The sequence below is a fragment of the Pseudoalteromonas sp. DY56-GL79 genome, from assembly GCF_041414765.1.
GTDB lineage: Bacteria > Pseudomonadota > Gammaproteobacteria > Enterobacterales > Alteromonadaceae > Pseudoalteromonas > Pseudoalteromonas piscicida.
The window spans coordinates 99,168-119,660 of record NZ_JANHZS010000012.1; the positions used below are offsets into that span (position 1 = coordinate 99,168).

Here is a 20,493-nt window from a genome sequence, read left to right on the forward strand (position 1 = left end):
ACTGCTAGTTTATTCATCAAAAGCGATAGCTTTACTATCATTACTTTTGTCTCGCTGGGTGTTTTCTTAAAACAAAGCAAATTTAACGCAGTAATCACGTTCATATCGATTAATAAAAGGAGATTAACGATGAACAGAAGAAATGCACTAATCTGTGTTGCCTTGGGATTTTGTGCCCACTTATCCGCCAAGACACCTCAACCAACCCTTTCGATCAACACTAACCTTGATTATGACGGCCTCATTACAACACCGAATGGAAAGGCTTATTTTGGTCAGCAATGGTTTGAAAATGCCAGTGAAGTCACTTTGTACCCAAAAAATGGCAACAGCGCGCTTTGGACATTAACATTAACCTATTCTGATGGCAGACCGGCCGTTGGTAAAACCATTACTATAAATTCAACTTATAACACGCTCACCACATCAAGTTGGCGAGATAAAAATACCATGGCAAACCGCTTTCCGAGTGGTTCAAGAGCAACGGTAATTCAAAGAATAGACCAAGGGCTGTTCCGATTACGTGCTCCTTACGAAGCTTCAAGCCTAGTGACCGATGCTAATGGCCAAGTGAAAGTTACCGTAAATAACTTCCATAGCTGCGGTAATGAACAACAGCCAGGTTCTGATAAGTTAACAGCCTCAACTGGTAACTTGCAGGCTCAGCTAATTGTAAAATGCGCAGTAACAGGCTTAGTCAACATTCCAGACCGCGCAAGTGAGGGGCTTACTACAGCAGGTTTAGTTGGCCGCCACTTACACCCAGACTTGCTAAGTGCTTTACAAAATTTAGGACAAGCTTGGAAAAACGTACAAAACAAACCTATCGGGATGCCAAATTATCTCACAATAACGGGAGCAACCATGCGCTGGGGTGGAATAAATCCTCCTCATTTTACGCACAAGTTTGGTGGTACAGTAGATATTCGTCCGATAGGAACATCATCAGGCCCGGTTAGCGTTGGTGACGCACACTACCATCGCCAAGCCACACAGACTATAGTTGACGCTTTGGTACAATTAGGCGCAACTAAAATTATCTTTGCCGATAATTTGAAAGGCGTTACAGATGTTAAATCAAATCATAAGAATCACCTACATGTCAGCTTCTTAACTGAACCTTTAGAACCTTGGCTTGCTCCTAATGATAACGAGCTTGATAGCGAAGGTGAAGCTTGGCATGACTACAGCAATATCTACGATACTAGCTATTTCGTGCCTCAAGTTAAATCGTTACAGGTTACCGACTTTCATTTTGAATTAGGAAAGTAATGACGAATATCGCTTGGCTAATTTATCTCGCTATCTTTAGCATTTCGGCAAGCTTTGATTTATTAAGCTGCGAGCTCGCTATGTCTAGCGATAAAGTAGCCTTAGCACCCTCTACTGAGCGGCCAGAGTGCCGCTTTGAACAATCAGACAATAATGAGTTAAAGCCAACATCGTTGCCGCACACGCGCTTTATTCCACCAAACTATCCAGATGCTGCAATACCTCTCAATTTCGATAGGGTTCAGTCAGCCTGTAAACTTAAGAGTGACACCATCCATTGCCAGTTTGCTGACCGACAAGGCGCTTTGCCTTTAGCTACTAAATATCAACGAGGTCGGTTAAGCTATGATCAGTGGCGCGTAGACAATGATTATTTTATTGGATGGACCTCGCACGACCCAGAAAGACCTGTCGGATTTATGGTACTTTCCACCACCAAACCCGCCTATTGGTTACCTGTGGAAGATGCTTGTAAAGCAAGACTCAGCACACGAGTCGTGACGCTTAATAGCAAAGAGAATCTCTGTTTGAATCACCAGGGTACTTGGCAACGCAGTAACACACAGTCACTACCTGCGCCTTGTGAAAACCCATACACTGTTGCTACCGATAAAAATGGGGTGTGGGCTTTACAGCTAAACAATGAAAATCAAAGTTGGAATATTTGCCACTTTGATCACGCACTGCAACTGGTGAAAGCATATCAATATCAACTTGATTTACCGCGTTCGCTAGCGCCATACAAGCTTGTACCTACATCTTTTTCTCAGGTTACCGCCTTATTCGGCGAATATGACAATGCACCAGCATACGCATTTGATATTAGCGCTGTTGAACCGATGTTTCTATCAGCCTTCCCGAGTTCTATAAGGCGCTTCACAGTACCTCTTGCATCAGCGAAATATCGTTTAAAAGAAATGACTCACGTTAATTCTTCGTTAGCAGCTAAGTAGTCAATATCAACTAATTCGATGATGTACCAATTACCAGAGTAGGAATAAAACTCTTTATTCCTACTCTAAGGGTCAAATTGAACTATATTGGCATGCCGATCTAAAAGCTGAGTTGATTTAGAATTGAGATTGTCATACCAAAGCCATACTGCTCAGGTCCATCCAACCGAACCTTCATTGTTTTACAACTCCCGCCAGTGCTGATCCGCTTCGTAATATAGTACCTAGTACCAAAATCACTCCCTGAAAAACTGCCGCAAGATACGCTAAGCTTAGCGTCTTTACTCGCATACCCTGAAACATCAAAAATTAGCTCCTGACCAAAATCACCATCAACCGGTATCGTCATTTCATAACCCACAATATACTTCACTAACCTATATTTACCCTCACTTCCATATTTTTCGTATCGAGTCGCATGGATTGGCTCGAAGAAGTAATTAAGCAATTCATACCTTGCTCCACCCACATAGATAGGCTCTATATTCGTTATATTGTTTTGATTTGATTGTTCGGGTAGATACAAATTATTAGGCTTGGCACAAGTTTGGAACCCTGCCAAAACCAGTAACGTTCCAAAAATAAATCTCGAAAATGTTGCTTTCATTAAATGATTCCTTTTAGTTATTAAATTTCTACTTCTTTGTTATGCCTAATACTGGCAATAGACTTTTAAATAATTTTTATATGACAGGAAAATTTGATAACAGCTAAATAGAGAACAATAGCGTTCAGCTCTAGCCCCAAAAAAAAGAACGTTCCAAACAAAGGTAAATATTAACATTTTCATTACCTCTGTCAACTAGGAAGTAATTGGTAGTCACCAAAACTCAAAATATAAAAAATTCAATTTTCACATTCTCTGCACTTTTGCCTGCCAATTTTAAAACTCGAATCACAATAAGGTTTGGAATAACGATGAACAACGCGAACTTTCTACGTGCAATAGCACTTGTTACCGCGGTGGCAAGTTTACCAATAGCTGCACAACATAAACCTCTACCACCTCCGCCTCCAGGCCAGCCACAACCGAACTCGGCACTGGATGATGAACTCTCAGAAATTATTACTGCTCGCGGTATTACTGGCAGAGTTGCGGGTGCGCAACAACTGCCGAGGATCTCAGATCCCATTGCTCAGCTCGGCATGCAGTTATTTTTTAGCAAAGCCCTTGGGGGAGAAAAATCAGTCGCCTGTGCGAGCTGTCACGATCCAAGGCTCGGTGGTGCCGATGGCCTTTCGTTGCCAATAGGTACAAACGCAGTAGAAAGTGATGTGGTAGGCCCAGGTCGTCAAGCAGTCAACGATGACATCAATATTCCACGTAACTCTCCCACCATTTTTAATACCGGATTTGCCAACAACGCTTTATTTTGGGACGGTCGTGTTCAACGTGTGACTATCACTGACGACCAGGGCGATGAAAGCAGTTTTATCAGTACGCCTGATTCAGGCTTTAACCAACCAGATGTAAACGCGGCAGATTCACTAGTTGCAACCCTGTCTCGCTTTCCTGTCACCTCTCGTGAAGAAATGCGTGGAGAGGCTTTCGAAAGTGCCGAAACCAATGAACAAGTTCGCTCACACTTAGCCCAGCGTATTGGCGATTACGGTGAAGAAGCAGGAGGCTTGGCCACTAATGATTGGCTTCAAGCCTTTAGAGAAGCATTCAACTCACAAGCTGACGCGCAAACCTTAATTACCTTTGATAGTATTGCCTTTGCGCTCGGCCAGTATCAAGCGTCATTTGTGATGGTGGATACCGATTGGCATCGCTATGCCCGTGGTGACCGTGGCGCACTTAACGATCAACAAAAACGTGGCGCTAAACTCTTTTTTACTCCAGTAGCTGAAGGTGGTGCTGGATGTGTTGGGTGCCACAGTGGTGAACGTTTCACTAACGATGGTTTCTTTAACCTCGCCTTTCCACAGTATGGTATTGGTACACAAGATAATCAGGCCGATATCGGACGCGCTGCAATTGACCCCTCGCCTCGCAATCAATTTGCGTTTAGGGTCCCGAGCTTAATCAATGTTGCCCTGACTGCGCCATACGGTCACGCAGGAGCCTACGAGTCGTTAGAACAAGTGGTCAATCATTACTCAAATCCTGAGCAAACCGTCGAGCAATTTTTTCAACGTGGTGGTGCTTGTGGATTAAAGCAGTTTTCCTTAACCGCTCAGTGTGACACACTAAACCTACAAGCGAGAGAAAATAGTGAAGCGGCGTTAACGTTACTGCGCCAATCTCCCTTTGTTGCCGCCAATTTAGCGCCACAACAAAAGCAGGATCTCGTTGCGTTTTTACATGCCTTGACAGACAAGTGTGCAAAAGACCAACAGTGCGTAAGAAGATGGATGCCAAACCGTCGCACACCAGACCCTGATAATTTACGCTTGCATTCACAACGTTAACCGGTGGAATCACAACAACCATGAAAATGACCATTCGCGTCAAACTATTGCTGATAATTTTGATAGCCAACACCACATTGGTGCTGGCTATCTATATCGCCAATAAATTAGCGTTTGAAAAGAGCTTTACGGCCTATCTTGAAAATACCTCTCGGGCACAGCTCAAAAATGTGGTAACGCAAGTTGCTGAGACTTACGCACGCCATGGTTCTTTGGACTGGGTGTATCGAGGTTCAGAGGATTGGGACAGCATAGTACGTAGCTTCTATGGTCTTTCTGAGGATGAGCGCCCACGAGACAGGCAACATTCTCGTCCACCACCAAGGCATCGTGAAAGAGGCGACGGAGGGCCAAGAAGACGTGACGGCCCCCCACCGCGTTTTGACAATAAAAAACGCCTGCTGATCAAAGACGCACAAGGCAATATTATTATGGGCACACCGAAAAGTAAGCAGACTTCGCTGTGGTTCCCAGTCTATCAAAGCGACCATTTGGCGAAGCCTAAACGCGAACAGATTATCGCCTACTTAGGTGTCGAGCAAAGTGGCTTGATACGCAATGACTTCGACCAATTGTTTGCAGAGCAACAACGTAAACAGTTCATGATCATTGCGCTTGTCGCCCTGTTGGTTACTTTAGTGATTGCCGTGCCTTTTAGTAAATATATGGTCAACCCAATCGTGTTGTTGCGCCGCAATGCAAAAACACTGACACAAGGAAATTACGATGCTCGCGTCGATATCGCGAGTAAAGACGAACTCGGTTTGCTTGCCAGAGATATGAACCGTTTGGCAGACACATTAGCGCAGAACCAAATAGCTAGGCAGCAATGGATAGCGGATATTTCGCACGAGCTACGCACGCCGATTGCCGTGATCCGCGCGGAACTTGAGGGAATGATTGATGGCATTATCGCAAGCGATCCTGAACAACTTATGTCCCTTAATGAAGAGATCCAACGATTGACTCGGCTGGTGGACGATTTACATCAACTATCGCTATCAGACCGCGGTGCACTTACTTACAACATGGATAAAGAAAACCTTTACGACCTGCTCTCACGCACGTTTGCGAAAAGTAGTCACCAAATTGAAAAGCACCATCTTGCTTATTCCTTGCAATGCGACGAGCATATTACCTTAGAATGTGACGAACAGCGCCTTGGACAGCTATTCGACAACTTGTTGCAAAACACCTTGCGTTACACAGACTCCTCAGCTGAACAACCGGGAAATCTCGATGTAAAAGTCATACAACGACAAGATAAAACGATAATTTACTGGCAGGACAGCGCACCTTCTGTACCACAAGAACAGCTAAACAAACTATTTGATAGGCTCTATCGAGTAGAGGAAGCGCGGAGTAGAAAAACGGGTGGCTCTGGCCTTGGTTTAGCCATTTGCCAAAGTATTGTTGCTGCCCACAACGGAAAAATCACTGCGGACTTGAGCGAACTGGGTGGTCTCGCTATTATTATTGAACTGAAATAATAATGAGTTTCCCCCGTGCCAAACAAACATATTTTAATCGTCGAAGATGAACCAAAACTTGCCGATATTTTAAGTAAGTATTTGGCTCAAGCCGAGTATACCAGCCATTGTGTTCATGATGGCGCTTTAGCTGAAGAGGCTTTTAAACAACAGCAACCCGCCCTTATCTTACTCGACCTCATGCTGCCTAATCTTGACGGTATCGAAATTTGCAAGCGGATCAGAGCTTATTCTAACGTGCCAATTGTCATGATCACCGCCAAAGTAGAAGAAATCGATCGTCTCCTTGGTCTTGAAGTGGGTGCTGATGATTATGTGTGTAAACCTTATAGTCCAAAAGAAGTCGTCGCAAGGGTGAAGGCGATTTTAAGACGCGTGACGCTAAATGAGCGCGGCACAGTGTCAGAAACCGAGAGCAAACTTAAATTGGACGAAGAGAGCTTGTTTGTCTCCTTCCTTGACGCGAGAGCGACACTCACTTATGTCGAGTTTATGCTCTTAAAGGCGATGTACGGACACCCATGCCGAATTTATAGCCGCGACTTATTGATGGATCACATCTACGATGACAGCCACATTGTTAGCGACAGAACCATAGATAGCCATATCAAAAATATTCGTAAAAAGCTGCAAAGCATCGCGCCTAAATACGACTTTATCCACTCCATTTACGGAGCGGGATATAAGTTTGAAGCCCAGGAACGTAATGCCTAGTCCTTAGCCCATAAGGGAAGTTGGGTTATGCGTTAATCCAACTTCCCTTAAGGCATATCTCACCGCTACACCCCACCCCCTTTTATTGGTAAACTCCAAAAAATAACTAATAATTATAAAAAGGAATGGGCATGAAAAGGCTTGCTTTGGCAGTCATAATCACATTAACAGGCTGCAGTAATAGTAATGTTGTAGAGCGAATAAAATCTGAGTCTTCCGTGGTAAAACATAGCTCTGTAGAAGGGTATGAAGATAGATATTCCAACATCTACAATAAGTTTAAAGATTATCCCGTGACTTGCGAGGAAAACTGCTATCCAGTCACCCAACAAATTCAATGTCAGTCCGAAATGCAAGATTGCACTTACGTTGGCAACAACCCCACTCTCTCGCTCAATACCGGTTTTGCTATCCAATGGCTCGGACATGCGAGTTTTAAAGTCAACACCAAAGATGGACAACAGTTTTTGTTTGACCCTGTCACGGCTCAATTTGACTGGCCTGTAAACTGGGCATTTCGCCTCTCAGAAGGGTTTAATCGCAAGCAACCTGCACAGCTCAGTCAAACCGAGTTACAGCAAACCAATGCTGTAATGTACTCCCACATTCATTACGATCATTTTAACAAGAGCGATATCGAAGCGATTGGTACTGGACCAAATTACCTCACCCCACTTGGATTTGCTGAGCACTTTCCTGAAGATGGATACAAAGTTTCTGAAATGGAGTGGTATTCAAGCAAACAACTTGGTGAAGTAACCGCACACTTTGTGCCTGCAAATCACTTCAGCAGCCGTATTTGGGTGCCGTTTTTATACGAAGATCATGGCGCTGCACTATGGGGTGGCTGGATATTAGAACACCAAGGTAAGACTCTATTTTTTGCAGGAGATACTGGATATTCACCGCACTTTAAAGACATTCAAGAAAAATACGGTGATATTGATGTGTGCCTACTTCCAATTGCCTCATACTACAGCGAAGAACATCCTGATTGGTATCGTAAAGTACACACCACACCAGAAGATGCACTAACTGCCTCAAAAGAGCTCGGCTGTAAGGTCATGGTGCCGTGGGGCTATGGCAATGCTAGTTGGAAAATGGGAGATAAAACCTCACATTCAGCACTGTTCCGCCTACTGCATATGCAACAAGTGCTGAAAACCCAAACGCCATTGTATATTTTAAATGAAGGTGAAAAAGTAACTTGGTGAGTTTATCGAGGCTCATGTAAAAGAAACATTGATAGATAGCTCTCCGCGACCAATGCCGCATTAAAAAGGAAGCCCTAAGTCCATTAAGGCTTCCTATATGTGTACTAAGATGGCGTACTAGAAATCAGCCTTTGATAACAAATATGACCAATCGCGCCCCAAAGTGCATTCGTAGTTTCTTCATTACTTGAATTTACCCCGAGTGGCGAGACTACTTGCCATTCACCACGCTCAAAATCAGATTCCCAAAGGTTTCTATAGCCGCGATCATAATCAGTATGGCGAACCGGGTACTCATTAGGATCACAATTCCCAAGATCAATCACGCGAGAAGCTTTACCATCAGGGCCCGTTGTAATGTCATAATTAACAGCAGCTCCCCTTCCTTGGCGCCAATTTTTAACTAACCTAAGCCGAACTGTTGCCCCGGCTACAGGCGCTCCTGTCGAATCTTCTAACTCTGCTGACCAAGTAATTTTATTATAGGCCTGTACAGTAAGATATGGATTGTCGTATGCGGAGCCGGGAATACGAATCACGTTATCTTCTCCTGAAACGGTACGCTTTCGGATAGAAGCCACTGATCCAGCCTGCAAATTATAGGTATTGCTTGGATTTGTTGCGACATTTGGGTTAGCCCTAACTCTAAAATTAACGACTTGATTTACCTGTAGTCCAGTTAAAGAAATGTACTGGTTATTATCTAACAAAACCCACCCGTTGTTGTATACCTCAAAAATATATTCATTACTTGCGGTACTTTGTAGTGACAGAAAAAGATCTTGCCCCCGTACTGCAGAATACTGAAAATAATCAATGTCATTGACAGCATCCATATTAGCGACCAAGCTTGTTTGCTGATCTGGCAAAACGGTTGCCGATGCAACCGTATCATTGAACTCATACTCGTCTAGATTAGTCGCTACTGCTGCGCCAAAACTGAAAGGCGACCCATCGGACTCAATCACCTCCATATACCAGTAATAATGTCCGGGCTCGGTAAGCGCAACAACTACTTCATCTTGATTCCCTGCATTAGCAGAGCTGCCAATTGTGGTGTAAGTATCATCACTATTGTGACGCAAAATAGATAAATTGACATCGGTCAGTGCATTTTGATCAACCAACAAAGCGGTTGTTTTGCTACGTTCAGTAATTTCAAAGTGATAACAATTCGCATCACCTGATTGCGAGTTATTAATCGTATACAGATTTCCCATAGATAAAGTTGGGCAAACAGGAGTAATATCTAGAGCTGATTCAGCACTATTAAATGATATGTGTGAAACTCCCTTGCTTGACTTTTCTATTAAGTTTCGGTCTTTCATAGCCTTGACTGCACCAAAGTGACTCACTACTCCTGATGGGGTCAATTTATGTTCTAGTGCGTGGCTAGAGCAGGTTGTTGATACTGCTACTAATACAACTGATAAGTGTGAAATTTTCATCTAATCCTCCTTTTAACGTATGAAATTTCCCCACCAACACTAGTATTGATAACACCAATTATCAATATAATTAACAAAATAAAAACATCAATCATTAAAGGTTTTATTTTTAGTGATTTTCTAAAGATGAGAATTGATTAGCAGAACCTATTAAACATTGAGATCAATAACCTATAAACCCATTTCAGCTTTTATACACTTATCTATGTTATAATTACAAAGTGTTAATTCAAGGAGGCACCATACCCGAGTGAGCAGAGCCAAACTAAGTCAAGACGAAAGCTTATCTTTTAAAATCAACTATCAACTCCTTCCCAAAGAGACAAACCAACTCGACCTGTATTTTTCAATCCCAACCGATATGGGGATTAATACCAACACGTTGAACGAAGTAGACTACTTTAATGCCAATATAAAAAGCCACAGTGCATATTACTCGGAACAGCTCCACCTCCCCTTGGTACGTAGCCGCTTTATCAGCCAAAGCAAAGGTCAAAAAACGGATTATCGCGTTAATCTAAACCTATTTTGCTACCAGATCCGCATTGCACTAGATGCCGATGTAAAGCAGACATTGAAGCTAAAAGAGGCCGATGAGTTTTATCCAGCCGCACAATTATTGGTGGAAGAAACCGAACGCCTATTGAAGAAGCTCAGGCGTTACACGCCACCAGATAATAAGCTTAAGCCTTACTATCAAAACGCAGATAACTATCTCAGCTGGCATACTGAGCAAGCGTTTTTGAAACTCCTCTCCAGCGGGCCTAAGTCAAGCGACTTTAGTCATGAGCGAAGCTGTATTGTTAGTTTCTGTCAACGAGAAAGCCAATACCGCGAGGAGCAGAGCTACAACTCACAAGTCACGTTGGACGACCCAAACCGCATTACCAATAAAATGAAATTGCTTGAAAGGCTCATTGAATATGGCGTTGTTTTTAACAAACAAACCATTGACTTAAGTACCAATCTAAAGCGTTTAGTTCGCGGTGTGGTTACTGGTATTATCATGGCCTTCGTGATGTTTATTGTGCTCAACGCCCGCTCTAACTTTCAAGAAGTCACCGTCGCCCTTATCGCTTTGCTTGGGGTAATTTATGGCCTTAGAGAAACATTCAAAGAAGATTTAACCCAGTGGGCGTGGCGTCATATTCAACGCGGCCGACCAAAGTGGCGCAACAAGTTTAAAAACTCAGTGACGGACGCCATCGTTTGTACACAAACGATATGGCTGGAACATATTCGCAAAAAAGACCTACCAGAAGACGTTGATAAGCTGCTAAAGAAGCGTCGACAGCAAAATAAACAAGCTGCGCATCTACTGCATTTTTGCTGTAAAAACCAAGTACATATTGACGAGTTTTTACCCGGTTACGAAGAAGTACAACAACGTATCACCTTTAACATGAGTTCGTTTGTACGCTATCTAAAAAAAGGCGCAGGAAAGCTTTATAGCCTTGAAGGGAAAAAGGTCTCTAAAAAGTCAGTTGAACGTCGCTATCAAATTAACTTGGTAATGCGGTTTAAATCTTCTCAGGGAATACAGTTAGAAAGATATAAACTCACCATGAATCGTTCTGAAATCGTCGCCATAGAGCTTATGGCGAGCGACTCCGTGTATATTGAAAACGACGTTTAAACACTGATACGGTTTTGCATAACCGCCGACAAAACGGATTGGAAGCAGGTTTATCCTGCACTCCAATCTTAAATCCAGCGATGTGGCTACTCAAAAGATATTAATGCGCTTTCTTTGGCCCGTAACGAACCATGTCTTTGCCGTTTTCATACACGTCTTGAGATACCCAACGACCCAACAACAATTGGTGTTTATCATCCAAAATCGCAATAAATGGTCTGCCATCACTGTTGTTCGTTGCCAGTGCCACACCGGCCACGTTTTGCAATCCTAAGCCACCGTTATCAATTAGCAATAAAAAAGCTTCCAGCTCGTCCAAAGTTTCAATGATATCTTTATCGTTGATCATCTCTTTACTCTCACTTACTCAGTATGCCGCGTAGAATACCAGTTCTGTTGAAATGATTGAACCTGACGCCCCAATTACATCCTATTCAAACTATGGCTTAATGCTTCCCACACACACTGTACGGCTTTACTGCGGCCTTGTTTACCTAAACACACTAAATGAATTGGTTGGCGGTCAGGATGTGCGTATTGAGTTAAAATAGGCACCAACTGACCTTGGTTTAATTCCTGTTGAACGTAGTAAGGGTCTCCCATCACAACCCCCTGCCCCAGCACCGCAAGTTGCACCATTGCACGCGCATCATCACAATACGCTACCGCATGAGGCTTGATGTTGAACACCTGACCGTTTTGATGGACAAATGGCCATTTGTCCATGGTGGTGCCTTTATTTTTAAATACCAGGCAACGATGACTCAATAAAGCATCGGGAGAGTCAGGCGTGCCGGCTACAGCCAAATACTCCGGACTGGCAAACCAAGCAAAAGATTTTTCACCGATTTTCTTAGCAAGTAATGAAGAATCAGGTAAATGCCCTATTCGGATAGCAATATCTATCTGATTATCGATTAAATCAACAATATCGTCCGTCAGGTTCAGCTCGAAGCGTATATCAGGAAACTGTTTAGAAATATCATGTAGTTTAGCCAGCAAATAGCGCTCAGCCATCAAGGTCGAGCAGCTGATCTTTACCTTACCGCTTGGTGTTAAACGTTGCTGCTCACTTAACTGCTCAGTCTGGCTTAATACTTCCTGTAACTTTTCGGTACTTTTGAGTAACTGGCTGCCGCTTTGGGTCAGTGCCAATTTACGCGTACTGCGCTCTAATAAACGCACATTGAGCTGCTGCTCTAGCTGCGATATGCGCTTACTGACTGACGAGCGTGGTAACTGCACTTTATCGGCAGCGCCCTGAAAACTACCTATAGAGGCCACTAGCCTAAATAAATACAAATTTTCTAATTGCTTGTGTAATTCCATTTCATTGTTTCTCTAAGAGAACTTATCAATTCGTTTTTTATCATCTTATCAGCACGAATTGCAATCACTACAATGTCATTTATACCATCGTATAACGCATAAGGATTTACCATGTCATTACCAACCACCTTGATCACTGGCGCAACCGCTGGAATTGGATTTGCAGCTGCCAAGCATTACCTCACCCAAGGCTGGAAAGTCATTTTTACGGGAAGAAACGAAGACAAAATTGCAACGGTCGAAAACCAACTGCTAGCATGCGCAAGCCATCCCTCACAAGTGCTAGGGCTGCTCTGTGACAGCAGCGTTCCAGCCCACTTTGAAAGCTTACCAGAGGAGCTAAAAGCACAAGGTATTAAGCTTGACGCGGTGATTTTAAATGCAGGTGTATTCTATCCAAAACCTTTTGCTGACAATGAGCTAAGCGATTTAAATACGACCATGCTTATTAACTTCACAGGCCCTGCAATGCTATTACAACGCTTGTTACCTGTAATGAATAATCCATGTAGTGTTGTTTATGTATCAAGTATTGCGGTACAGCGTGCTTTTGCAGGAGCGGCAAGTTATGCCGCTAGCAAAGCCGCATTTGAGGCGCTTGCAGCGACGCTCAATTTAGAATGGAGTGACCGTGGAGTACGTATTAACCACCTACGTCCAGGGGTGACTCATACTGAAATCCAAAATAAAGCAGGAATGAGCGAGCAACAAATAGCCGAGCTAAATGCAGGGTTGTCGTCGATTCCATTAGGGCGCATGTTACAAGCAACAGAAATGCTAGCAAGCTTAGACTTTTTAACTGGCGAAGGGTCAACAGCAATGCGCGGTGCGCACATCACTGTTGACGGTGGTTACTGCTTGTAAAAATGTGGGGTCAGTCCGCCGTTGGTTTTACCTCTCTGGGCTGATCCTGCATTTTTTGAAACAACCAACCAATTCCCACCAGACATAAGCCTAAACCGATAAAAGACAAGGCACGCAGCAAGCCTTCGAGGTTTGCCATATCGACCACAAAGGCTTTTAAGATAACAATGGCTAGCCCTGCAAAACCGGCGTTAATCAACACCTTATGCTCTATCCGCTTGGCAACAAAAATCAATACGGTTGAAATCAATAGCCAAACAATTGAATAGGTATATAACTCAGATTGCTCCATCGGCATCGACAGCACGAGGAAACCCTCATGAAATAACGCCCGAATTTCACCGTTGATAAACAAGACCCCTAGCAAGGCTATCAGGCCGTATACCAAACGCTTAAATTGCGGTGGTATTAACTTAAACTGGAGCATGACAGCAAATACACATGCTGGTGCCAACCACTGCAAAAGTAGCCAATTAAACACACCGTCTCCAATATATTGCCTGTCAAAAAACGGATTATTGGCAAACGAAATATCGGCGTGGAGCAACGCGCTTCCAAGTAACAGCAAGCTCGCGGCAAGCGGATAAAGTCTGTTGCCCTTGTCGCTGAGCTGCCCTCGCCACAGATATACAGCGCCAAGCACCAGCCAATTTAAAGCAAGCAACACGGATTCTTGGAAACCGAGATTAGTAAAATCAGGGTAGTCACCAATCAAGAGATAGCTTGTTTCGGTCGTGACCAGAAGCGCCACAATATGCATTGCGACACCCATAAACCAAGTGCTCAAGCTCTTTGAAGGGTTGTATTTGGTAGCAAACCAAATAATGCCCAGCACCAGCGGATAGACAACAAGTGTCCAATGTATAGTTAAAATCGTTTCGTGCTTGTAATCTGCAAGCCAAGGCGCAAAAGTAAGACGGGTAACAACGGCAATAAGTGCAGCTTTATACAACCAATCAGGTAAACGCACTTTGTACTTCCAGCTCAAATAACTCATAGACGCTACTTGTGCCGCAATCGCTAAAGTCAACGAGCTTGCCGAGAGTAACATCGTAAAACACAAACTCAGCATAGCGTTCGCCAAAATAAGGTAAGTGACCTGTTGAATATTTGTATCCGTTTTCATCGCACAATACGAAGCGAAAAGCCCGATGACCAACATTTCAATCGCCCATACAGGATACAAAATTGCTTCTGTGACTTTAGGAGAAATAGCGTAGCTTACACCGTAAAGCGCAAGTGGAGCCACGTTTAAAAGCATCAAATAAGCGAGTCTTGATGGATATCGCTTAATCATCATCATACTAAATAACATCATGATGACCACTGCTACTTGGATAAACAAATACTTACCGATGAAAGGAAAAAGTACGTCGTCGTAAGTGCCCACTTTGGGCATCAAGTAGAATGAGAGAAGTACAAAAAATAGCAAATAAAATGGCCAACTATCCAATGCACTATGTCTATAAGCCGCACACAAAACAACGCTAGCAAATAAGACATTAGCCCAAATAAGCGTATCGATTTGGGTTTTTATTATTAGCGCACATGCGATAAATAACAGTGGGAGTATAATCCCCAATTGCTCTTTTCTTGGCATTAATAGATCTTTGATAGGCAAAGGACTTATCATTGAATTCGTCAGTCGCCAACCCAGTACGTCTACCAACACATATAAGTACATAGAGATAAGCGCAAAAATCAGCAGCACCCAAAAGTCGCCGCTTCCACCAACCGCAACCGCGGTGCAAAACCATAAGAAATGACCAACAAAACTTTGCCACCACAACCATTTGCGCTTCACATAATCCGCAACCCATATCGCAGAGAGTGAAACAAAGCTGATATACAGCAGTAACGCACCGATATTATTAGAACCCGTCGATACCAAGGCAGGCACGACATACGCACCAACAATGCCAATACCTGCGAGCACTGGGCCAAATCTCAGTGCCAAAGAGGTCGCAGCCAATGAAATAATGGCGAGTAAAACAAAGGCCATATTAGCCGGTATAAAATGATAGAAATCAAAAGCAACCAATGTCATGGCAAAGCATGTGATCACGCCACCACTGGCAAGCGCTGCAGAAATGTATGGAGTATTAATTTTTAGCTTTTCTTTGTAGCGACTTACGACTTCAGCGGCAGTAACCAAACTGATTCCAAAAAGGGCCCCCAGTATCACTCGCACACTTGGGGGAAGAAGTCCGGCTTCAATAGAGTACTTAGCTAGAAAAACGCCGCCAAGAGCTAGTACTACGGCACCTATCCAAAAAAGTCCATTCCCTTTTAATAAGGAATCTAAAGTAAAGTCAAATTCAAAGGCAGGTTTACTCTTACTAGGCTTAGCTCTTGCGATAGTGACCGCGCTTTCAGGCTGCTGAGGTTGTGTATGATTGGCTGTTGCCGTGGGTTCGCCCAATGCAGTCTGTGCTGTTAATGATGTGCTATCAGCTGTTTCGCCATTCTTTTGTCCACACTCAGATAGCTTATTCTCTGAATGTGTTTGCTCTGAGCATGCTTGATCTGATAATTCACGACCTTCAAGTGTCGAGATCCGGCGACTTTGCTGCTCTATCGTATTTTGTAACTGATGTACTTTTTTGACAAGTTGCTTGAGCCTTTGTCTATCTTGTAGAGCGAAAACAGCGCCAATAAATACAAAAAGATAAAAAATAAAAGAGATAAACTCCGTTTCCATACGATTCCTTATTTGTTTGCTAGGCCCTAGCTAACCTGTATTAGAAACAGTATGAGATCAACCACACCAATAAATCAATCTCTCATCATGGGAGCCATAACTTTAGCAAGCCGCATAGAAGTATGATGACTTGAAATTTTCTAACATTGGCCAAAAATGCACATGAGCCCCGTTGCCATATTACCTCCTTGTAAATACACTAAAAAATTATATTTTAGGGACGTTGTTCTAAGGTTTTTTCTATGCGTTTTTTATCACTTTTACTCGTTGTTGCGGTTTCTGGCTGTAGCTATACTCAGCCAAACTTAAACCCAAAACAATGGCGTTTTGCGACCGATCCGCATGGCAGCCAAGCAATTCTGAACGGCCCGCTTGTTAACGAAGAGCAAGTTGCAATTCAGTTTAAACGCGTACCTCGAGTCGACAAACAAAACAACTCTTGGGTAGAACTTATTTACGACTTGCCCACAAAACAGCTCCCCTCTCAATTCAACATCGCACTGACGTATAAAAGTGATAACGCTTTAATCGTTAAGTTATCGCAACAGGAGTATGGCGGTTCAGGTGATAAAAGCTATGCTCACTACCAAACTAAATTACCTGCATCAAACACTTGGCATACAGTCAACGTATCTTTGAGTGATTTTGCCAGGCCTAATTGGACACCTGCTTGGTCAAAAGACAAAGGGGTCATACTCAAGCATGTTTCAGCACTTTACTTCGTACCAGATTTAACGGATGTGGAAGGTGGTGAAGCAAGCCTTGCAATAAAAAGTCTTCGAATTGAGTAATCCATTGGTTAGAAATGATGTACACGAGATGTGAGATATTGCGGCTTTTCGCTAGGGGATAATTTGGCCAGCGCATATAACGGTTAAATTATTAGCGCTGGCGAATCCGGGGCAATTAAGCTTTTGATAGCTAAATTACGCACCTAATGCCGTTAGCTTTTCTTTTAATTCTTCTTTATTGATTAGACCCATTTCGTGCTGCTTTTTGGTTTTACGAATTTCATCGAAATTGTCTAGTTTCAAACGCGCTTTAGCCAGCTTAGTATCAAATTCGTCTTGTGAGATAACATCAAGCTTTAGCGCTTTTTCTAGCTTCTCCTTTTCACCATCAAATTCTTTTTGGAAAACCGCTTTTTCCTGAATAACAATCTGATCTTTTAGTTGCTTCTCAATAGCAATAACTTCTGCTTCTAAATCATCTTTACGCTTAATTAATGGGTCGATACGCTCGATAGTGTCTTGCAATACAGCTTCAAGGTTTGCACCATCGTTTTTGATTAGGTTTTCAATGTATTTGCGGCCAATATCTTGGTATGCAATATTAAGTTGACCATCGATTGACGCGATATCTGATTTCAAACCAGCAAGCTTTGCATTGTCTTTTGTTGAAGACACAATATCACCGCTTAGTTTACTGGTAGATTCGCCAATACTACTACCAATAGATTGCGCTTGAGTTTTGAATTTATTTAATAGACTCATGGTTATTTTTCCTTAAATAGATTGAGATTTTCAATTTATGTAATATCTAATACGGCAGACAAACCGACAAAATATATTTCAGATTAATTAAGTAATAATTATTAAGCCCAGAGTATCTTGACTTAACTTTAAGAGACTCGTTTCTTGCGCTTCGACATGATGCGTTTAGTGCCACTCCACGCCATCCAGCAGCCGAATAACACAGCTCCCACGACCAAAGAGTAAATAGCAAAAGAGGCAACTTTAATAATAAAAATGACGAGTAAGGTGATAAATAGAACAACAAACAACAAAAGCTTTGGTGATTTAGCCAGTTGCTTGGCAATAAAAGAAGGCAAAAACGCACTTAATATGCGCTCCAATCTTTGAGCATTCATAACACTATAATCCTTGTGTTTAAGTGAGATTATTTTAAGACGGACGGTAGGTTATCAGTTTTATTTCTACCTGCCAAATTAATTATAGGTTAATTATCAAACTGAACAATCCCAACCTCCAAACCAGTTATTAAGTGTAACTTACAGCAGAAATGAAAATTAAAACCATTACTTACAAAAAGTTATCACTTAAAAAAATGTTGCACTTTGAAATTTTAATACCTTTTTTATCAACAATTGAAACTAGCCAATTGTTAGTACCCGAAACAATACTGTTTTATTTGAGTAAATTTCGATAGTGCCTTCCAGATTTAGGTCAACACTTATCCAAGATTTTGCATGGCTTCACCCAAACGCTAGATCGAAACCAACGTCTCCACTAGGGATACTTTCACACCAGCTGTTAATCATAAAATATTCTGCAGGTATCCCTGAAGCCGTAAGCCTTGGGGAGTGGTTAAACCCAAAGCGTGAGTAATACGCAGGCTCACCAATCAGCACATAAAAGAAATCTTTTAGCAAAGAATTACTGTCGAACCTGTAAGTTAGACACATCACTGCTAATAAGTAGATACAGCGACTATGTATAGGGGGGAGTATGGATATTAATCATAAATAACCTGAGCTGCGGTTAAATAAATAATGTTGAAATGTGATACAAGCTCAAATTCGTATCACATCTCACTATGGTTGCTCGTCCAACTTTTTTAATAAAAATATCGCCTCCATACATCCTTGGGTTAGATTATTCGGTCGTCAATTTTATGTAAGGCGTAAGTGTGTCAACTTGATCCAAACAGCGGATTTGGGCAACAGGTTGCTTTGCTCTATCTGCAAAATTAACAACACCACCGCGCTGACATTTTGCTTTGAAAGCTTGATAAGCCGGTCCCCCATTTTTAAGCAGATCCACTCCATCTACAAACTGTATCTCCATGTCATGGTCAAATACTTTGCAGTTCTCTATCGGGTAGGTCTTGATATAGTCATCGTAATAGCTGAGGCTAATCCTGCTGCAATGAGTACGCATTAGTTCTATTATAATCTCTTTACCCCAATGTTGATGGTAAAAACTAGGGTAGTCCGTTGACACAGCCCCCTTTAGCACAGTGCCTTCAAACCAAGTCTCTATTTCGCTGAGGTTATCTTCCACTCTTTGATCGCTAAAACGTCCCAGCACCTTAGCAAGCCTATCATTACCGATTAAGCCATTTAGTACATTAAAGTAATCGCTTTGATTGTATGAGTAGGCCTTACTTTGTGCGAATAGATGTCGCCAGATATCAAAAAGTGACAGCGAGGGGTTTGTAGCTTGAACCTGATAATGACTAGCAAGCGCCATTACCGCGCCACAAGAATAATAGTTTTTGTATCGTTGCAACTTCGCTGATTTGTTAAGCGCCGTTTGCTCTTTGTTCAATAAACATTGATTGGCTGACTCTTCAAATTTTTGTAACCACTGTTTAGCGTCAATAAAACCAAACTCAAGCATCGCAAAGTTAGCAAAAGCATCGGCTCCCCCTTCGTGAAGCCAAGCATGTCCATGGTCTTCAACCGCATACATTTGACCATTCCAAAAATGAGCAGCTTCATGGGCAAGAAAGTGGAAGAGCTGATTAAAACGCTCACTGTCTTTGTTTTGCCAACGTTTACCATTCACACTTAACTGCACCAGTCCAGCTAACGTTCCCCCTTCATAATTGGCAAAATCGTCAGCTAAGTGTGCATAATTAAAAAATACGACAGGCTTGAAGTTAAGTGGTTGATCAAGTTTTTTGGCGTAATAGTCAAATAGTTTGGGGAAATACGTTTGTGTGTTTTGCCACACCCACTTAGGTAGCGCTGGATCTACTACCGCTATCATGTTGTCATTCTCAATGGGAGTGATAGTGCCAAAGTAAATATAAGTTCCATCTCCGGCTAAATCCCAGCTTGCCTTATGCTTATATCGCTTGCCCGAGAAAACAATATCGGTCTTAGGGCTATAAAAATAAAACTGGGTCCCATCAAATATAGGCTCAGATTGCGCAGTTAACTTTTCACTAAGGCTAAGATGATTGGTGTAAAACAAAACGCTGCCATCACTGTATTGCACATTTTGGCTGTAGTCTTTTAGGATAAAACCATAAAACGAATCAAATGTAAGCGAGAAAGACGTAAACTTTTTACCATTCGCTGCGGTGATTGATAGTACTCCATCTTCTTGCTGCCACTTTAAGTCCGGTTGAGTTATTTGGTAGTGCTGCGTGCGGTCGAAGTTGCTTTGTCTTGCAAAGCTTACCCGCTCAACTGCTTTAGGCAATTTGTACTGTATCAACCATGAATCCGAGGCTTGCTGATAATGGACATGGATCTGCAGCTTATTTTCACTCTCAGATGCCAAAGTCGGCGTTGATAGCATTAGTAGCAACGAGAATAACAAAGTAATTGTTAATATTATTGTATTTTTCATGCAACTCGGATTGTATCTTTTTTAGGTGCAATAAAATTAACCTATTTATTGACTAAATACTAGTCGAGTACGGCTTTGCTCTACCCTGAGCTAATTTGCTCATCAAGTTGACTGTTTTTGTCCTAGCTATTGAAT

Annotated in this window: 17 protein-coding genes; 9 read left to right on the forward strand and 8 right to left on the reverse strand. The window is 42.4% G+C overall.

The window, feature by feature from the left end:
* The first annotated feature begins 129 nt into the window (after window positions 1-129).
* Window positions 130-1,272 carry a hypothetical protein gene (locus tag NO992_RS10430; RefSeq protein WP_349195431.1) on the forward strand — a complete coding sequence of 381 codons (1,143 nt, stop codon included), beginning with the start codon at window positions 130-132 and terminating at the stop codon, window positions 1,270-1,272.
* Window positions 1,272-2,225 (forward strand): hypothetical protein, encoded by a 954-nt coding sequence (locus tag NO992_RS10435; protein WP_253105740.1) that lies wholly within the window; start codon window positions 1,272-1,274, stop codon window positions 2,223-2,225. Before NO992_RS10430 ends, NO992_RS10435 begins: the two co-directional genes overlap by 1 nt.
* Window positions 2,226-2,325: 100 nt before the next feature.
* Here NO992_RS10435 and NO992_RS10440 read toward each other — a convergent pair whose 3' ends face one another.
* Window positions 2,326-2,832: a hypothetical protein gene (locus tag NO992_RS10440; protein ID WP_371376767.1), complete on the reverse strand. Its 507-nt coding sequence runs from the start codon at window positions 2,830-2,832 to the stop codon at window positions 2,326-2,328.
* A 311-nt stretch (window positions 2,833-3,143) separates the two neighbouring features.
* On the opposite strand from NO992_RS10440, the gene NO992_RS10445 reads away from it, so the two are divergent.
* The 4 genes from NO992_RS10445 (at window position 3,144) to NO992_RS10460 (ending at window position 8,058) form a co-directional block, all read left to right on the forward strand.
* On the forward strand, window positions 3,144-4,640 hold the full coding sequence (locus NO992_RS10445; RefSeq protein WP_371376770.1) for a cytochrome-c peroxidase: 1,497 nt from the start codon (window positions 3,144-3,146) through the stop codon (window positions 4,638-4,640).
* Window positions 4,641-4,660: 20 nt separating this feature from the next.
* The gene (locus NO992_RS10450; RefSeq protein ID WP_371376773.1) at window positions 4,661-6,130 is read left to right on the forward strand and encodes an ATP-binding protein; all 1,470 of its coding nucleotides are present in this window, start codon (window positions 4,661-4,663) and stop codon (window positions 6,128-6,130) included.
* Window positions 6,131-6,145: 15 nt separating this feature from the next.
* Window positions 6,146-6,844 carry a response regulator gene (locus NO992_RS10455; RefSeq protein WP_017217860.1) on the forward strand — a complete coding sequence of 233 codons (699 nt, stop codon included), beginning with the start codon at window positions 6,146-6,148 and terminating at the stop codon, window positions 6,842-6,844.
* Window positions 6,845-6,975: 131 nt separating this feature from the next.
* The gene (locus NO992_RS10460; RefSeq protein WP_371376777.1) at window positions 6,976-8,058 is read left to right on the forward strand and encodes an MBL fold metallo-hydrolase; all 1,083 of its coding nucleotides are present in this window, start codon (window positions 6,976-6,978) and stop codon (window positions 8,056-8,058) included.
* Between the two features lie 104 nt (window positions 8,059-8,162).
* On the opposite strand, the gene NO992_RS10465 is transcribed toward NO992_RS10460, so the two are convergent.
* Window positions 8,163-9,506 carry a hypothetical protein gene (locus NO992_RS10465; RefSeq protein ID WP_371376780.1) on the reverse strand — a complete coding sequence of 448 codons (1,344 nt, stop codon included), beginning with the start codon at window positions 9,504-9,506 and terminating at the stop codon, window positions 8,163-8,165.
* 250 nt (window positions 9,507-9,756) lie between these two features.
* On the opposite strand from NO992_RS10465, the gene NO992_RS10470 reads away from it, so the two are divergent.
* The gene (locus NO992_RS10470; protein WP_349195425.1) at window positions 9,757-11,142 is read left to right on the forward strand and encodes a hypothetical protein; all 1,386 of its coding nucleotides are present in this window, start codon (window positions 9,757-9,759) and stop codon (window positions 11,140-11,142) included.
* A 100-nt stretch (window positions 11,143-11,242) separates the two neighbouring features.
* On the opposite strand, the gene NO992_RS10475 is transcribed toward NO992_RS10470, so the two are convergent.
* On the reverse strand, window positions 11,243-11,491 hold the full coding sequence (locus NO992_RS10475) for a hypothetical protein (RefSeq protein WP_010370646.1): 249 nt from the start codon (window positions 11,489-11,491) through the stop codon (window positions 11,243-11,245).
* A gap of 74 nt (window positions 11,492-11,565) precedes the next feature.
* Window positions 11,566-12,471: a LysR family transcriptional regulator gene (locus tag NO992_RS10480; RefSeq protein WP_069021429.1), complete on the reverse strand. Its 906-nt coding sequence runs from the start codon at window positions 12,469-12,471 to the stop codon at window positions 11,566-11,568.
* Window positions 12,472-12,582: 111 nt separating this feature from the next.
* On the opposite strand from NO992_RS10480, the gene NO992_RS10485 reads away from it, so the two are divergent.
* Window positions 12,583-13,335, forward strand: coding sequence for an SDR family oxidoreductase (locus NO992_RS10485; RefSeq protein WP_371376783.1), 753 nt, complete (start codon window positions 12,583-12,585; stop codon window positions 13,333-13,335).
* Window positions 13,336-13,345: 10 nt separating this feature from the next.
* On the opposite strand, the gene NO992_RS10490 is transcribed toward NO992_RS10485, so the two are convergent.
* Window positions 13,346-16,036: a DUF2339 domain-containing protein gene (locus NO992_RS10490; RefSeq protein ID WP_371376786.1), complete on the reverse strand. Its 2,691-nt coding sequence runs from the start codon at window positions 16,034-16,036 to the stop codon at window positions 13,346-13,348.
* 242 nt (window positions 16,037-16,278) lie between these two features.
* Here NO992_RS10490 and NO992_RS10495 point away from each other — a divergent pair, with 242 nt between their 5' ends.
* Window positions 16,279-16,827, forward strand: coding sequence for a carbohydrate binding domain-containing protein (locus tag NO992_RS10495; RefSeq protein ID WP_010370633.1), 549 nt, complete (start codon window positions 16,279-16,281; stop codon window positions 16,825-16,827).
* A 135-nt stretch (window positions 16,828-16,962) separates the two neighbouring features.
* On the opposite strand, the gene NO992_RS10500 is transcribed toward NO992_RS10495, so the two are convergent.
* From NO992_RS10500 to NO992_RS10510, 3 genes are all read right to left on the reverse strand, one after another.
* Complete coding sequence (locus NO992_RS10500) at window positions 16,963-17,529, reverse strand: hypothetical protein (RefSeq protein ID WP_017217868.1); 567 nt, start codon at window positions 17,527-17,529, stop codon at window positions 16,963-16,965.
* Between the two features lie 128 nt (window positions 17,530-17,657).
* Entirely contained in the window at window positions 17,658-17,906 is a 249-nt protein-coding gene (locus NO992_RS10505) for a hypothetical protein (protein ID WP_010370628.1), read from the reverse strand.
* Window positions 17,907-18,651: 745 nt separating this feature from the next.
* Window positions 18,652-20,358, reverse strand: coding sequence for a hypothetical protein (locus NO992_RS10510; RefSeq protein ID WP_371376789.1), 1,707 nt, complete (start codon window positions 20,356-20,358; stop codon window positions 18,652-18,654).
* Window positions 20,359-20,493 lie beyond the last annotated feature (135 nt).

Bases quoted from the DNA above. Each gene is read 5' to 3' on its own strand.
- NO992_RS10475 (WP_010370646.1), bottom strand. From the start codon at position 11,491: ATGATCAACGATAAAGATATCATTGAAACTTTGGACGAGCTGGAAGCT.
- NO992_RS10485 (WP_371376783.1), top strand. From the start codon at position 12,583: ATGTCATTACCAACCACCTTGATCACTGGCGCAACCGCTGGAATTGGA.
- NO992_RS10465 (WP_371376780.1), bottom strand. From the start codon at position 9,506: ATGAAAATTTCACACTTATCAGTTGTATTAGTAGCAGTATCAACAACC.
- NO992_RS10440 (WP_371376767.1), bottom strand. From the start codon at position 2,832: ATGAAAGCAACATTTTCGAGATTTATTTTTGGAACGTTACTGGTTTTG.
- NO992_RS10490 (WP_371376786.1), bottom strand. From the start codon at position 16,036: ATGGAAACGGAGTTTATCTCTTTTATTTTTTATCTTTTTGTATTTATT.
- NO992_RS10435 (WP_253105740.1), top strand. From the start codon at position 1,272: ATGACGAATATCGCTTGGCTAATTTATCTCGCTATCTTTAGCATTTCG.
- NO992_RS10480 (WP_069021429.1), bottom strand. From the start codon at position 12,471: ATGGAATTACACAAGCAATTAGAAAATTTGTATTTATTTAGGCTAGTG.
- NO992_RS10505 (WP_010370628.1), bottom strand. From the start codon at position 17,906: ATGAATGCTCAAAGATTGGAGCGCATATTAAGTGCGTTTTTGCCTTCT.
- NO992_RS10445 (WP_371376770.1), top strand. From the start codon at position 3,144: ATGAACAACGCGAACTTTCTACGTGCAATAGCACTTGTTACCGCGGTG.
- NO992_RS10500 (WP_017217868.1), bottom strand. From the start codon at position 17,529: ATGAGTCTATTAAATAAATTCAAAACTCAAGCGCAATCTATTGGTAGT.
- NO992_RS10460 (WP_371376777.1), top strand. From the start codon at position 6,976: ATGAAAAGGCTTGCTTTGGCAGTCATAATCACATTAACAGGCTGCAGT.
- NO992_RS10450 (WP_371376773.1), top strand. From the start codon at position 4,661: ATGAAAATGACCATTCGCGTCAAACTATTGCTGATAATTTTGATAGCC.
- NO992_RS10510 (WP_371376789.1), bottom strand. From the start codon at position 20,358: ATGAAAAATACAATAATATTAACAATTACTTTGTTATTCTCGTTGCTA.
- NO992_RS10430 (WP_349195431.1), top strand. From the start codon at position 130: ATGAACAGAAGAAATGCACTAATCTGTGTTGCCTTGGGATTTTGTGCC.
- NO992_RS10495 (WP_010370633.1), top strand. From the start codon at position 16,279: ATGCGTTTTTTATCACTTTTACTCGTTGTTGCGGTTTCTGGCTGTAGC.